The sequence below is a fragment of the Legionella navarrensis genome (assembly GCF_052527415.1).
Genome location: NZ_JBNVZR010000008.1, coordinates 99,466 through 114,967 on the forward strand (window position 1 = coordinate 99,466; position 15,502 = coordinate 114,967).

Below are 15,502 nucleotides of genomic sequence, written 5' to 3' on the forward strand. Positions count from 1 at the left end.
ATCTATGGTATGGATTCACGCATACCGAACGTTCTGGCCGGCAGTTTTTTAGATCGCGGGTCAGGATGTAATCTTTAATTTTCTTCGTTATGATGGGCGCGATTTTGACAGAGGAACGATTACTGCCGTTTGTGCCTGTCCATTAACAATGAGAAGGAGTAACTGATATGTCTGTATCACCCGCATTAAGTCAAGTAGATGGCTTTACGGTGACTGGGTTTAGTGTAAGGACTCAAAATAAGGATGAATTTAATGAAAACACAGCAAAATTACCCGGCCTTTGGCATCAGTTTTATGCCAGTCAGCCCAATATAAATTCTAATGTTTATGGTGTTTATTCAAGCTACGACTCAGATGCGACTGGCTATTACACGGTTACTGTCGGCACGGAAGCCTGCGACGTACAGGCAGAATCAGGCACCGTGAGTATCCAGGCGGGACAGTATCTTGTTTTTCAAGGCACAGGCCCAATGCCTGCCACAGTGATTGAAACGTGGAAACGAGTGTGGGAATTTTTTGAGGCCAGTACGGAATATCAGCGTAATTTTATCAGCGATTTTGAAGACTATAGTGGTACTGATCACGTAGCGATTTATATCGGGATAAAGTGAAGGCGGGATGTTTTGAATCATTGACAGCTGAAGTGAATGAATGAAAATCAACGTGCCGATTAGTTAACACATGACTCAATGAACTGTCATGAGAAGCACGCCGTTAGCAAAAGTACCAAAGCAACAGCTGTCGTCGCGTTAACACGCAAGCGGAAAAACCATAATGGAATAACCTTGCTGCGATAAAGATCCCTGTCAAGAATCAGCAGATAAATAAAACATGCGATTTGAATGGCGAACGTTAAATAAGTCATGACGGGCAGCACGGATAACCACCCCAGCAGGCTTATGGCGTTGCTGTGAAACAGCAGATTGCGAGTACACTTCTGCGAAAAAAACAGGAACACCGCCCAATGGATTCCGCAAAGAAATGAGATGATGACGGCTCCGTAGGCGAATAAAGCCAAACGATAATCGAAACCGCCCACGTGGAGGGCAAGCGCCATTCCGAAGAATATAAAAGGTATAATCCCGGTGTAAGTCAGCACCTGTGCGGCCAGGACATTTTTTTCATTCATGAGCTAAGCCACCTCGCAATCAAAAGAGCTCTACTATCTAAATGAATTCGCAATAAAACCAACATAGAGAAGGATCACACCGAACATCAGACCAAATAAGCTGAACAAAAAAGGTATCTCTTCAATGTATTGTGACAGAAGCGCCTTCCATTGCCTGACAAAAATCACCCTGAAAATCCCAATAAGGAGCATACTGCTTCCAATTAAGGTGATGATTAAGGTCCATCCCAGCTCAAAGCTGTTGACGAACATTAAGGACAATCCACCAAAGATAGTGGGAAGAACTCCGCCCATGATGTAGCCCGAGTCGGATTTAACCATGTGTCTGGCCATATCCCTGGCATCTTCCAGATTAAACAGAATGCCTAAAGAAAGTATAACTGATACCAATCCGAACCACCGAGCAAATATTATATAGGTCACAGTACCAATCCCTTGTTATTAAACGTTAATTACAATAAATTCTTTGTATTTTCTTTTAAATCGTATCATCATCTCAGAATCTTAGAAAGTATCGCAACCAGGAGTGTTTATGATCGCAAGGACGCGAGCAGCTAAAATTAATAAGAATGCCTTTCGTTGGCTTGTCAATATTGTATTCATCATCTCAGGTGTGCTGGTACTGCTTTCCTTGAGCGGCTGTAAAGAGAATTTTATTGGCATGCTTAATCCCAAGGGGGTGATTGCATACGAACAGCGCAAGTTGTTTTTTGATACGCTGGCTTTGATGTTGATTGTGGTGCTGCCCGTCATCGTAATGAGTATTACCTTTGTTTATCATTATCAGGTATCACACCGTACCCGCGATTATAAGCCAAACTGGAGCCATAATTATTATCTGGAAATATTATGGTGGGGTATTCCCTGTGTGATTATACTGGTCCTCGGGATCATGACATGGAAAAAGACGCACGAACTGGATCCCTATCAGCCGATTGCAGGCCAGAATCAAAAGCCACTGCTGGTTCAGGCGATTGCTTTACCATGGAAGTGGCTGTTTATTTATCCTGAACAGAATATAGCAACAGTTAATTATCTTAAAATTCCATTAGGCCAGCAGGTTGAATATTGGATTACTGCTGATAATGTGCCTATGAGCGCGTTTTTTGTCCCACAGTTAGGAAGTCAGATTTATGCGATGGCTGGGATGCGTACCCGCCTGCATCTTTTAGCTAACGAACCCGGTACTTATGATGGTTTAAACACTCAATATAACGGAAATGGATTTTCAGACATGCACTTTGAAGTCCAGGTGGTTGAACCTCAGGAATTACAACAATGGTTTGCTCAGGCAAAAAAATCAGCTGATGCATTAACCGATCAGGCTTACAATCAGTTGTTAATCCCCTCTATTGCTGATAAACCCAGACTATTCTCCGGCATACAGACTGATTTGTTCGATAAGGTCATCATGACCTATATGACCAGTGTAGGCCCGGAGCATCCCCGCGAAAATGCAATTAAATTCCATAAGGAATAGTTATGTTTGAAAATCTGTTATTTGGTAAATTAACGCTGGATGCCATTCCATTTCACAATCATTTTGCCATGGGCGCAGGCGTATTTATGGTACTGGCATTTACAGGGGTCCTGGCTTTATTGACGGTATTCCGGAAGTGGGGCTATGTCTGGAATGAATGGGTCACTTCTGTTGATCATAAAAAAATTGGGATTATGTATTTAATCCTGGCATTTGTGATGCTGCTGCGTGGCTTTTCAGATGCACTCCTGATGCGATCGCAGCAGGCCGTTGCGGCGGGGGGAGCCCTGGGATTTTTACCTCCCGATCACTACGATCAGATATTTACAGCGCATGGCGTTATTATGATTTTCTTTGTTGCCATGCCCCTCGTTTTTGCCCTGCTCAATATGATAATCCCCTTACAGATTGGAGCGCGGGATGTGGCTTATCCCTATCTGAATTCACTCAGTTTCTGGTTAACCTTTATTGGGGCGATGCTGTGCAATATTTCCCTGGTAGTAGGGCAGTTTGCGTCAACGGGCTGGCTGGCTTATCCGCCTTTATCTGAATTGTATTACAGCCCGGATGTGGGTGTTGATTATTATATATGGTCTTTACAGATTTCAGGGGTTGGAACCTTACTTGCAGGCATTAATTTTATTGCGACTATTTTAAAAATGCGCTGCAAAGGCATGACGCTAATGAAAATGCCCGTTTTTGTATGGTCTGCCTTGTGCGCCATGATTTTGGTGGCGCTGGCATTTCCTGTGTTAACCGTAACGCTTGCACTTTTATCTTTAGATCGCATGCTCGATATGCATTTCTTTACTGATTTCGCAGGTGGAAACAGTATGATGTATATCAATTTAATCTGGGTATGGGGTCATCCAGAAGTATATATCCTCATTTTGCCCGCATTCGGTGTGTTTTCTGAGGTAGTTGCCACGTTCAGTCAAAAAAAACTGTTTGGCTACACCACGATGGTCTGGGCTATCGCCATGATCACATTTTTATCTTTTGTTGTCTGGCTTCATCATTTTTTTACCATGGGCGCGGGAGCCGATGTCAATTCCTTTTTTGGAATTGCAACGATGATCATTGCAATTCCTACCGGCGTAAAAGTATTTAACTGGCTGTTTACCATGTACAAGGGCCGGATTATCATGGCAACCCCCATGCTGTGGGTAACCGCCTTTTTTACTACGTTTGCAATAGGTGGAATGACCGGGGTCATGATGGCTGTGCCTCCTGTTGATTTTCAGGTGCATAACAGTCTGTTTCTTGTTGCCCATTTTCATAATGTGATTATCGGTGGGGTACTGTTTGGATATTTCGCAGGAATCATTTACTGGTTTCCTAAAGTCTTTGGCTTTCGTTTGGATGAAAAATGGGGAAAAAGAGCTTTTTATTTTTGGGTGACAGGCTTTTACTGCGCCTTTATGCCCCTCTATGTTTTGGGTCTTGAGGGATTTGTGCGTCGAACTAATCATTACGAAAACACCATGTACCAGCCCTATTTTATTTTCGCCGCAATGGGTGCCCTGCTGATTTTAACCGGTATTGTTTTTCAGATTATCCAGTTAATTGTAAGCATAAAAAACCGTCATGCGCTGCATGACCGAACCGGTGACCCCTGGAATGGACGGACACTGGAGTGGTCGATTGCATCGCCTGCACCGTTATATAATTTTGCCAGATTACCGACCGTAGACGCGCTTGACCAATTCTGGGTAGATAAGGAGCGGCATCGGGCAGAAGGTCACTTTCATCCTAAAGAAATTCATTACGACCCGATCCATATGCCAAAAAATACATCTGCTGGTTTTATTATTGCTGTTTTTTCAGGAATTACCGGCTTTGCCCTGGTCTGGCATATGCTGATTCCAGGAATTGTTGGTTTACTGGGTGTTATCGCAACGGTAATTGCTCGAACATTCTCAACTGATGTTGATTATTATATCGATGCTGAAACAGTGAAAAAAACTGAATTAGCTCACTACAGGGAGCTTGTGTAATGCATAACGAGGCTATTCTCACCGACACTCATCATCATGACAGTGATTCAACAGACGTATTTGGCTTTTGGATTTATATACTGACGGACTGCATATTATTTGGATGCCTGTTTGCAACCTTTTTAGTATTAAATAATCCAGGATACCCAGGCCCGGTACTAAAGAATTATGTAAATTTACATGATGTACTCATCGAAACATTCCTCCTGCTGGCATCTAATTTTACCTTTTGCCTGGCGGTGTTAAATCTGTATCAGAATAAATTACACAAAGCTCAGTTCTGGCTTGGTAGTACCTTCTTGCTTGGCGCGGGCTTTATCGTGATGGAAATCAGAGAATTCATTCACATGGCTAATGAGGGTTTTCGCTGGGATGTGAGTGGCGCAATTTCTTCATTTTTTGCCCTGGTTGGTACTCATGGATTGCACGTCTCTTTCGGGCTTTTGTGGATTATCGTGATGATTATTCAACTTCCTTTAATCAAGGAAAATCATATTAAACGCCGCCGCATGACCTACCTGGGACTGTTTTGGAATTTTTTAGACATTGTCTGGATTTTTGTATTTACAATTGTATACCTGATGGGAGCAATTTAGCATGGATCATTCTGGAATAAACGAGCCTGATTATGGAACGGGACAAAAAAAACTGGGCCTCTATCTGATTGGCTTTATAAGTTGCTCTGTACTGACATTGATTTCTTTCTGGTCAGTAATGTCTCAGCGCTTTTCTAAATTAGAGGCATTAGCCATTATTTTAAGCTCAGCGTGCATTCAATTTCTGCTGCAGGTGATTTTCTTTCTTCGCTTAAGCACACAAACAGAACAAGGTAGAATAAATATCATGACCCTTTTATTCACCGGCGTGATTTTAGTGTCTATTATTGTTGGTTCCTTATGGATTATGTGGAATTTAAATTATTACATGGTTCATTAAGATGATGGTTGAAAGCTGATCTGACCGGTATTTCAAAAAAAACGGGCAGGTCAGAGGCTTTGGTCTTATAATCATTATAGTAATGAAGGCCTGGTGCAGGATGGGATTCAATATTGATAGCGCACCAGTGGCCGCGTTACCTTCTGTTTGATGTATCAGTTAAAAATGGTGTATTACTACGATCATTTCTAAGTGATTTTAAAATGACCAATGAAAGACCTGGACATGAAAAGAAAGTGATAAAAAAAATCGATGAGGACCGCGTCGCGCTGCTTAATGATAGTCTGTTTTTTAGTATTCCTGCTAATTTTTTATGTTGCCTGATCGTCTTTATCGGGCTTTATAATGAGGCAAATCATACATACCTTGCGATATGGTTTATAGCGGCACTACTTACTTTTATATTTCATAGCAGTGTATTTATCATTCATCGCAACCATTTTTTACCAGCTCAATACTATTTAAAATTTTTGATAGGTCTGGCAATTATTTATGGGGCACTTTGGGGAATATCCGGCTCAATCCTCATACCGCCTGATAACCTCTTATGTCAAATGATGATCATCATTATCAGCATAGGCATTGTATCGGGGGGAATCCATACTCTTCAGGCGAATGCGACCGCAAACATCCTGTTTGTTACGTTAATCATTCTACCGATAAGTGCCTGGTTATTTTTGCAAAATGCCCCAATCTATTTTTTACTTGGAATAGCCTTACTGATTTACTTCTGTTTTGTCATTATGGTCTCCTGGACGGGACATAAGCTGCTTAATACTAATTTTAAATTACGCTATGAAAATTTAGATTTAGTAGATAGATTAGTTGTAAACAATGCTGTTTTAGAGGAAAGTGAGTCGCGCTTTCGTTCTGCGTTTGACTCCGCCGCCATTGGGATGGCTATAGTTTCTCTGGACGGAAAGTGGCTAAAAGTAAATAAATCTCTTTGCCAGCTCGTTGGTTATACTGAAGAAGAATTACTGTTATTAGATTTTCAGACCATCACGCATCCTGATGATTTAGAGCTGGATCTGAGTTATGCTCAACAGCTATTAACTGGCGAAATCAGTTCCTATCATTTGGAGAAACGTTATATCCAAAAGAATGGCAATGTTATCTGGATTTTACTTAGTGGCTCGTTAATACGAAACAACCAAAACCAACCTCTTTATTTTATCGCGCAAATTCAAAATATCGATACCCAGAAACAAGCGGAGCATGAACTTAAGTACATCGCTTATCATGATGTTTTGACAGGATTAGCCAACAGAAAGCAACTGGAAAAATCTTTTGAAGCAGCCTTATCCTATGCACAGCGACACCAAAACCAGATTGCTGTTTTGTTCATGGATTTGGATCACTTTAAAGAGATCAACGATTCGTTGGGACATGACACAGGTGATTTGTTGCTTGTAGAGGTCGGAGCACGCCTGAAAAAAAACACCCGTTCAACTGATATTCTTACCCGCCAGGGGGGGGATGAATTTATAATAGTCCTCACCGAACTCACTGGTTCGGATCAGGCTATCGATGTGGCCAAAAAAATTCTCAGTACCGTATCAAAACCAATAAAAACAGAACGGCATGAGATTGCAATTACGGCCAGTATTGGTATCAGCATATATCCCAAAGATGGGGATGACCTAAAAACTCTCATTAAACAGGCTGATAAAGCACTCTATGTCGTAAAATCAGAAGGAGGAAATAATTTAAAACTCATATAGAGGGTGTTGATAATTTTATTTGATATCAAATAATACTTTCGACTCTTTGTTGTAAATATGGTATCACCAAATATGCATTCTAACGCTTATCCATTTAAATTTTCCTATCTTATTTTCCTGTACAGCAACAAGAAGGGAAATGTTATTAAAGCTGGAATAACCCCCACTAGAAACCAAAAAATCGGACTGGATTGATATATATTCAAGGAAGGAACTATTTTATCAACTAAGCGATATATACTAAAAAATAGAGGTCGATTAATTCCAATTACTTGTATAGATGGCTCAAGAATCTGTGCAGCTCGTCGCCCAGACTCAACAGCACTTTCCATTTCAAACATATCAGTATCTGTTTTTGTATAAGCGGTTGCAAAATACATATTTTTTAAATGAGTTTTGTTGTCTGGTCGCAAATAAAATGTACCTTTATTCGTGCTGAATTTAGGTTCATAAGTATTTAACTTTTCTCCATTATAAACATATGTATTCCAGACGTTGTAATCAGTGATTTTAACCGTATCTAAATGCAAGTACTGATTGAACTCGGATTGTAGTATTTGGTACCAAACTTCCTCTTTAATTTCCTCATGCGAACACTCTACAAAAGGCTTTTTAATTAAAAGTCCCGGATGAACTGAATTACATAAGCCAATTGACCATAAATCAGCAACCTCATTGTAGTTTTTGTTCCAAATTGATCCTTGCGGCTCAATGACTAATTGCCAGGGACTATCTGGTATATACATTGCTGTTTTTTGATTAGGAAGATTGATTTTTTTATCAAAATAAAATTGGATACTCATCATAAGTTGGTAGGAACGCCTGGCTAACTTACTTATTTCAGGAATTTTCAATGACTCAAGACGTGTTACACTTTCTACTGGTAGCGAGCAGAAATAGACATCTCCAGATATTTGGGTATTATCAGCCAAAAGAATATGCTTTATCTCATCATCCTTAACATCAATTGCTGTTATTTCAGAGTTTAGATGAAAAATGACGCCTTTACTCTCAAGATAGATTTTCCAATGTTCAAACCACGCCTCATTCGTTGGTCCATTCATCACACTAATTGGGCGATTTAATATTTTAAAGGACTCCAGGGTTTTAGCAACAGAGGGTACATTAACTTTTTCAGCATCAGCCCCTAGATATGGCCCCATAATATCGATGATATATTTTTTCATATCATGACAAAGCGAATTATCGGGATTAATGTAATTAGCCCAGGAAAATTTATCCAGATCATTTAATCGTTTAGTCGAAATCAAAAAACAATATATTATTTTATTTAAAACCTGAATTTTTTGTTTTAATGGAATTTTTTTTAAAACACGTCGCAGCTCGAATAAGGTGCCGGGTCGATTGTTCATATGTACTATCGTTTGTTGATCGGCTATCAAATAATTGGAAATATCAATTAGATTATCATGAACTGTTTTGCTTGCATCATGCTTTAAGGGTATTTGCTTCAGAATATGCCGTAAATTATTATAATTGGGCCCATAAATACGCCAGCAATATTCTGTTGGCAACATGGTGCCGCATCTGTTTTTCAGGCCACTTCTGGCCATACCACCAATTACGTCATGTCGTTCATAAAGATGAATTTCATAATTTGAGTCTATGGCGTTAACAAGCTCGTGAGCAACCGTCAATCCACCGATACCACAGCCCATTATAATAATTTTTGGCATGACTCTAAATCCCTGGAAAAAGCAGCTAATCAATCAGTAAAGCAAAGTTTAGACTGGTTGTAAAATACAGATCATTTTTATTGATACTGCCAAATCAACATAGGCTCCCTTTCTTCTAACTAAAGCGCATCCAGACAAAATTAAGTTGAGTTAAGTTACCTGCAACGAGAACGAGGGGGTTAGCTATATTTATTGCCCACTCCTTGGTAAACAGCATCATCCTACGTCAATAATTACTTTTAGCGCATGGGTATTCGCTGCATTTCCAAACGTTTCATAAGCATCCATAATATCTTCAAATTTAAAATGATGACTGATTAATAATGTAGGATTAATCTTTTTTGCACATACTGTTTTGAGCAACATGGGTGTAGTGACTGTGTCAACAAGCCGAGTGGTAATCGCGATGTTTTGTGACCACAATCTCTCTAAATGTAAATCTACTTTCGCACCATGGACACCAATATTAGCAACAGTACCACCAGGTGCCACAATGTCCTGACAGATAAGAAACGTATCCGCAATTCCAACTGCTTCAATAGCCGTGTCTACTCCACGCCCATCAGTCATTTTCATTACTTTTTCTGCAGCGTTGCCTTCCTGGCTGTTGATTGTGGTTGTTGCTCCAAATCGTTTTGCTGTTTCCAGACGGTTATTGTCCAAATCAATCATTATAATTTCAGCAGGAGAGTAAAACTGGGCAGTAAGAAGAGCCGCCAGGCCAATAGGCCCTGCACCAACAATAGCTACAGTATTACCTGGTTGTATTTTGCCGTTGAGTACGCCACACTCAAAACCGGTAGGTAAAATATCACTCAGCATTACCAGCGCTTCTTTATCTACTCCTTCAGGAATTTTATAAAGACTGGTATCTGCAAAAGGTATTCGAACATACTCAGCTTGTGTACCGTCAATTGAGTTCCCAAGCATCCAGCCACCATTTACACAGTGTGAGAACATTCCTTTGCGACAATAGTCGCATTTGCTGCAGGATGTAATACATGAAATAAGAACATGATCTCCTTTCTTAAATCCAGTAACTCCTGAACCGATTTTATCGACCACTCCAACACCTTCATGGCCAAGAATTCGGCCAGGCTGACATGTTGATACATCTCCTTTAAGAATATGAAGATCAGTGCCGCAAATTGTAGTCTTTGTGATCTTAATTACAGCGTCTGTTGCATGTATTATTTCGGGAGCAGGACGATTTTGTAAAGATTTTTTTCCTGGTCCCTGGTATATGAGTGCGTTCATCACGATGCTCCTTAAGATCATTTGGATTGGTTTTCAACCAGCTTTGTTGTAATAATGATTTTGGACGTTAAAGTTCGATGCACTGGACACCTATTAGCTATTTCTAATAGTTGAGTACGTTGTTCTTGAGTCAGTGTTCCTTCCAGCTCAATTAAACGTTCAATGTGATCTATTTTTGAATTATTTTTTTCATATCCAATACAATCTTCAACATGAATTTTTTCATGTCTTAATCTCACAATAACATGGTCTAGAGGAAATTTCTTAAGGTTTGCATACATACGTAACGTCATCGAAGTACATGAGCCTAATGCGGCAAGTAAAAAATCATAGGGCGATGGACCAGTATCTTTTCCTCCATTTATAATAGGCTCATCGGCTATTAAAACATGATTCCCTACAATAATTTTCTGTGTAAATTGACCATCTCCTGTTTCAGAGACAACCGCTTCCAAGGGGATGTTCATTTGTTAAGCTCCTTATTGTAAATTCAGGATTTTCCTGAATAAGAAGGAGTTAGATGAATAAATATTTGTAACGTATTTTTCACAAGCCCCCCTTTGTTTTTTTTATCTCTTTATAAATATTTATACTAGCATACATTTATGGGATTAGTTTTGAGCATATCAAGCGCCCAGTTTTTCAGTAAGAATGATTGTTAAATAAGTCGCTAAATTAAAGGTTAATTTTTAAAAAAAATTCCAGTATAATAGTATTGCGTTATTTATGAAAATTTGCCAAAGGAAAATAACGAAAAAATAAATATAACAATAATTATTTATGTTAGATCCCCACTTGTCCCGCTTGTCCCCTGTATTTTTTATATGCATGCAAATAAACTATTATTTTGTTTAGAAATTCCAGGGCAGGTCACCCAACAAGCATTGCAAAGCCTATATACAACAAAAAGATAAAATGATAAAATAAAGACCAATCGAGTCAATTTAAAGACATAAAATGCCTAAAAGAAAGTCCTCTCGTCATGTGCAAGCATCCAGTTCCAACGATATACATGATCCCGCGTTTTTTACGCTGCCGGAGCAGCATGATGAATTATACGCAGCCGTTCTTAACAAAAATTTTCGTACCGTTGAAATCATTATTCAACAAATAAAGAGAGAGCAGTTACCCGTACAAACCTTGTCAGTTATGAACGGGTCGGGTAATACCCCTTTACACGCAGCCTGCCACCTCGGCGCATTTGATATTGTGCAGCTTTTGGTGCATATCAATATTATCGAATTTTGGAATGAAATACGGACGACAATCAACCAGGCAAACCAGTCAGGACAATATCCCCTCGACCTCGCAACCACGTTTTTTATATTGAATAACAACGATTACGCTGTCAAAAACGTGCACAACACCAGGAAAATTAACAACATTTGCTCCAGTATAACCAAACTCGTTGAACGCTCCGGAGCCGAGGTTGGCAACCAGTCAATCCAACAGATTTTGACGCTGCCAGAAGCGCACCCGGTAAGACAATTTATGCACTCATGGCTACATGCAGAATCCAATTCAGCAGACAACGCCGAAACTGGCTCCAGCTCCGAACCGGTAAACCCAAAACCGGCAAGGGTACAAAAAAGAAAAGTAAAATATGAGCCTGTGCTGACGCTGAATGATCCTGCAAGAGTTGCCGCCCGCCCTCCCCTGGAAAAATTCCTTACCCTGTTTTGGAAGAAATCAGGCGGATTTTTGCAAAATGAACAATACCAACAGGCGCCATGGTTTGATGCCGGCGTAAGAACTGACGCACTGTACGCCATGATTAACAACGAGCTGAAGCATCACATTGAGACTCACTATCATCCTGATAGTGATATCTTTAATGCTCAATACGTTGAAGCCGAGGTAGACAAGGCGCTGGCGTCCAGCATAAAAAAGCCCTCAATTGAAACAAGGGAAGTCGGCCAGCTATCGCAACATTTACTCTATTTTTTAGACAACGAGCTGTCTTGCCAGGGCAATGTATTAGCACGTTTTATGCAGCGCGCCAGCCGTGGTATCGTTGATATAGGCACCATTCTGGATGTCACCGGAGCCTGGTCCAAACCGGATCAGATTGAACTGGTGCAATGCCTGGCACAGTTTCAAACCTACGCATTGGCGCGGGGAACCTTTAATTCGACAACCAATTATATTCTTCAACCCCTGACCAATTTGCTTGAGTCTGTGTTCAATTGCCATATTTTAGGCTGTGATCATCAGTCTAAAATTCCGGCGCTCATCAACTCATTAAAACATGCCCAAACGATATTGAACAAGCCTGACCTCAGTAACCCGGCTACCAACAACTTGTCGTCGTTACTAACCTGTTTGATTGATTTGCTGAACAGCTTGAATGAGTTTCCAACAGCATCTCAACGTACACCCATTTTGAACAGACTCGAAGAGAATAAACATAACCTGAGCGCATTGCTTGATCGATTTGAACGTATTATTTTAAAAGAATTTGGCAGCAGCGAGCACTTTCAGAATGCTCTGGATCACTTCTTTCCGACTCCCGAACAATTTCAACACCGAGACATGACATACATCCCACGGGCCTTGATCGAGTTTTATCACAACAGAACCAATCCACCAGACGTCACTGATCACACTACCGAAACGACCAGCCTGCAAGAGGTCATCCAGCAACGGGTGGCACGCGTACAATTCCGGGGAAATTTTGCAGAATTTCAACCCTCGCTGCCGAATGCGCTTGTGGCGCCTGTGCAAAAAAATCAACTGACGCTGTTTATGCTCCTGCATAGCGCTCAAGTGGAAGACCGCCTCAGCCTGATAGACTTATGCCGCTCGATTGGCGCGCCACAAAGTAACAGCCGTGTGCTTGCGGTTTCATCAAAAATTACCTTACAGAACAGACAGCTGCTGCAAGAGGCTCCAACAGATGAGCTGCCACGCCTTGTTAACAACATCCATTCGGCACAACAACTGTCTTTCCGCGAACAATTTGTCTCGCCTGACAATACCGGTTTACCACTGGCTTTGTTACCCAATTTTTACACGTCTTTGTATTCGGACACTTTAAATGGACTTCCCATTAATCCAGGGCTTGGCTTTTTGCTGGTGTTGGTTGATGAACAGACCGGACAAAATATTGGTTTTTTCACACGACAACGTTTTGCCGGTGATCCAGTTACACATTGCGCTGCTTATGGAGGACATGCTAACGCAAACAGCAGTATTATTGACTGCATCGATGAGTTTGAGGCCAGCAACAGACAGTTTTTCCCATCAGCCGAAGCGGCGAAGACACTGAGCCAGTTGAGTCAGGAGATCAAAAACAGCTTGAGCCACGGCCAGTCAGCAGCCAGCATTGTATTCAAATATAGCGCACCAACGTCTGAAAACACGGCGCCAAAATACGCACCGTACTGCTTTCTGACCGTTCGTGTATACATTCGGGTTAAAAGCCTGGAGCAGGCCAAAGAGATATACGCCCCTGTTTTGGCCAAACCAGAAGCCAACTCAGACACGCTACCCTGGAAAATCAAACCGTATGCCCACTTGAATTTTTATACCAAAAAAAGGTCGGATAAAAACAAACATGCACCGGATGTATCGGAGCAGCCAGACATACCTGTACATAAGAAAAAGCGAGCGGTTGGCCGAGCCGGGCTAAGACCATTTTTACTATTTCATCATCCAAAGGAAGAGGTTAATCCGACCCCGGGTTCGTCTTCTGATCATGGGCTGCATGGCTGAGTGAATGGATGGACACACTTCATGTTTGCAAGCTCTGCATTTAAAACCAACCTGCTTTGTTGTTTGTATAATATTGGCCTGCTATCAGCCTTATGAGGGCTTGAGCGATGTGCTGGGAAACTAGCCCGCATCGTTCTTAGAGGGTTGCTCCTCAGTAATGGGGATTGGCTACTAGACTTAAAGAGTTATATCAACGCCACTGTCGAAAGGAGAGGCAGATCTCTTCTCCTCAGTTACATCTAATTGGAAAAAAACAGAATGAGATTTAGAATAATCGGATTTTTTTTCAGGAGTTTCTGATAGGTTTATTGGTAGTATTTCAGAAAATATTTTATTTCTATGCAATAGAAGATCATCAAAAAAATGAGTATAGGCCGATCTGTCTCTGGTAAATATACATTGTTTTAAGGCTGCCAGATTTTGAAGACCTTCATTTAATTCAGACTCTTCATTAAGAAGCCAAGAGTTTTCCTCGTTTTGAACAAATGTATTATCCAACCGCAAAGAACCCAGTAAAATTTTTTTCGAAAGAACGTTAGTTTTTTCTGTGCTCATGGAGCCTGGAGCAGGAAATAAAGGATTATTATCTACACATAAATAACTGCAAGCAGCTTGCCCAATGGATCCTGTTGTTATTTGGGTAGAAATCATTCTTTGTACGGCATCTCTGCTATGAATTAATGAGCTAAAATGATCGATAAATGGTATTGGCTGATCAGAAGAAGCCAGTGTCATATTGTTTATGATAGAGAGACTTGCGGTTAAAAATAAACTTTCCTTGCTCGATACTATAATAGCAGGAGTAAATGAAATTACCGTTGAAAGAAGGATTTTTGCATGGATAGCAAAGCCGTACTTCAAGGATAAGTCCACAGGTAATGCTAACTTTGGATCGATGTCCGTATCAAAATACCAACCTCCAAGGAATTTCAACGCATAAAAACGATAAATATCAGAGATAGCTGCATAATTGGGTTGAGAGTGAGTCATTAACCTGTATAAAGATTCACTAACACTTGGCTCCATTAAGAAATTTAGCTTGCTTACATCATGGAGAGATATTTTATTTTCAGAACAAAATCGATCAAATTTTTCACAAGTATCTTCATTGAGCATACTCTTACAGATCCAAAGATTGACAGTATGTAAGGGGTTTTTCAATTTCCATAAAATAATGCGGTCTTGATGTGATTTTCGTAAAAAGCTTCCAAACCATATAATATGAATCTGATTAGGAATTTTTATTTCGTCAATGCATTTATGTACGTCAGTTTCGCCGGCTGCCATAGTTGAGCCTTTTTGTGAAATCGATATAATAATCGCAATATTGATGTATCATATCAGCTATTCAGAATGGCAAGCAAGCGTAGGCTGGGCTGAAAAGCCCAGCAACTCTATTGAATTACACATAAAAAGCGGTTACAAGACCCACATGGAATTTATACAGACCAACCTATGCGAGTTTATCGTAGAACACTGGCTCCTAATGCGACTTATTTTTTTACAATCAATCTGCAAAATAGAAAGAGTGATTTGCTGATACGTCGAATTGATGCATTAAGATCTTT

13 protein-coding genes are annotated in these 15,502 nt (G+C 40.5%); 7 read left to right on the forward strand and 6 right to left on the reverse strand.

Annotation, left to right across the window (positions count from 1 at the left end; translation table 11 throughout):
* The first annotated feature begins 167 nt into the window (after window positions 1-167).
* The gene (locus ACQUTA_RS06695; RefSeq protein ID WP_444987450.1) at window positions 168-611 is read left to right on the forward strand and encodes a GyrI-like domain-containing protein; all 444 of its coding nucleotides are present in this window, start codon (window positions 168-170) and stop codon (window positions 609-611) included.
* Between the two features lie 86 nt (window positions 612-697).
* Here ACQUTA_RS06695 and ACQUTA_RS06700 read toward each other — a convergent pair whose 3' ends face one another.
* Together ACQUTA_RS06700 and ACQUTA_RS06705 are read right to left on the reverse strand one after the other, a co-directional pair.
* Complete coding sequence (locus ACQUTA_RS06700; RefSeq protein WP_444987451.1) at window positions 698-1,129, reverse strand: DUF3429 domain-containing protein; 432 nt, start codon at window positions 1,127-1,129, stop codon at window positions 698-700.
* 33 nt (window positions 1,130-1,162) lie between these two features.
* Entirely contained in the window at window positions 1,163-1,552 is a 390-nt protein-coding gene (locus ACQUTA_RS06705) for a hypothetical protein (RefSeq protein ID WP_444987452.1), read from the reverse strand.
* Window positions 1,553-1,661: 109 nt separating this feature from the next.
* Between ACQUTA_RS06705 and cyoA the strand changes: the two genes are divergently transcribed.
* From cyoA to ACQUTA_RS06730, 5 genes are all read left to right on the forward strand, one after another.
* A complete protein-coding gene (gene cyoA, locus ACQUTA_RS06710) occupies window positions 1,662-2,609 on the forward strand; it encodes a ubiquinol oxidase subunit II (RefSeq protein WP_444987453.1) in 948 nt (315 codons plus the stop codon).
* Window positions 2,610-2,611: 2 nt separating this feature from the next.
* Window positions 2,612-4,606, forward strand: a complete 1,995-nt coding sequence (cyoB, locus tag ACQUTA_RS06715; RefSeq protein WP_444987454.1) for a cytochrome o ubiquinol oxidase subunit I — start codon at window positions 2,612-2,614, stop codon at window positions 4,604-4,606.
* A complete protein-coding gene (gene cyoC / locus ACQUTA_RS06720) occupies window positions 4,606-5,202 on the forward strand; it encodes a cytochrome o ubiquinol oxidase subunit III (RefSeq protein ID WP_444987455.1) in 597 nt (198 codons plus the stop codon). Before cyoB ends, cyoC begins: the two co-directional genes overlap by 1 nt.
* A gap of 1 nt (window position 5,203) precedes the next feature.
* Window positions 5,204-5,542, forward strand: coding sequence for a cytochrome o ubiquinol oxidase subunit IV (gene cyoD, locus ACQUTA_RS06725; RefSeq protein WP_444987456.1), 339 nt, complete (start codon window positions 5,204-5,206; stop codon window positions 5,540-5,542).
* A gap of 203 nt (window positions 5,543-5,745) precedes the next feature.
* Window positions 5,746-7,266: a diguanylate cyclase domain-containing protein gene (locus ACQUTA_RS06730; RefSeq protein ID WP_444987457.1), complete on the forward strand. Its 1,521-nt coding sequence runs from the start codon at window positions 5,746-5,748 to the stop codon at window positions 7,264-7,266.
* A gap of 104 nt (window positions 7,267-7,370) precedes the next feature.
* Here the strand turns inward: ACQUTA_RS06730 and ACQUTA_RS06735 are convergent, their stop codons facing one another.
* The 3 genes from ACQUTA_RS06735 to ACQUTA_RS06745 all read right to left on the reverse strand — a co-directional run bounded on the left by ACQUTA_RS06735 (window position 7,371) and on the right by ACQUTA_RS06745 (window position 10,687).
* Window positions 7,371-8,963: an FAD-dependent oxidoreductase gene (locus tag ACQUTA_RS06735; RefSeq protein WP_444987458.1), complete on the reverse strand. Its 1,593-nt coding sequence runs from the start codon at window positions 8,961-8,963 to the stop codon at window positions 7,371-7,373.
* A 216-nt stretch (window positions 8,964-9,179) separates the two neighbouring features.
* Window positions 9,180-10,220 carry a zinc-dependent alcohol dehydrogenase family protein gene (locus tag ACQUTA_RS06740; RefSeq protein ID WP_444987459.1) on the reverse strand — a complete coding sequence of 347 codons (1,041 nt, stop codon included), beginning with the start codon at window positions 10,218-10,220 and terminating at the stop codon, window positions 9,180-9,182.
* 17 nt (window positions 10,221-10,237) lie between these two features.
* Window positions 10,238-10,687, reverse strand: a complete 450-nt coding sequence (locus ACQUTA_RS06745; RefSeq protein ID WP_444987460.1) for an OsmC family protein — start codon at window positions 10,685-10,687, stop codon at window positions 10,238-10,240.
* A gap of 490 nt (window positions 10,688-11,177) precedes the next feature.
* Here ACQUTA_RS06745 and ACQUTA_RS06750 point away from each other — a divergent pair, with 490 nt between their 5' ends.
* Window positions 11,178-13,934, forward strand: coding sequence for a hypothetical protein (locus ACQUTA_RS06750; RefSeq protein WP_444987461.1), 2,757 nt, complete (start codon window positions 11,178-11,180; stop codon window positions 13,932-13,934).
* Between the two features lie 177 nt (window positions 13,935-14,111).
* Here the strand turns inward: ACQUTA_RS06750 and ACQUTA_RS06755 are convergent, their stop codons facing one another.
* Complete coding sequence (locus tag ACQUTA_RS06755) at window positions 14,112-15,221, reverse strand: TcdA/TcdB catalytic glycosyltransferase domain-containing protein (RefSeq protein ID WP_444987462.1); 1,110 nt, start codon at window positions 15,219-15,221, stop codon at window positions 14,112-14,114.
* Window positions 15,222-15,502 lie beyond the last annotated feature (281 nt).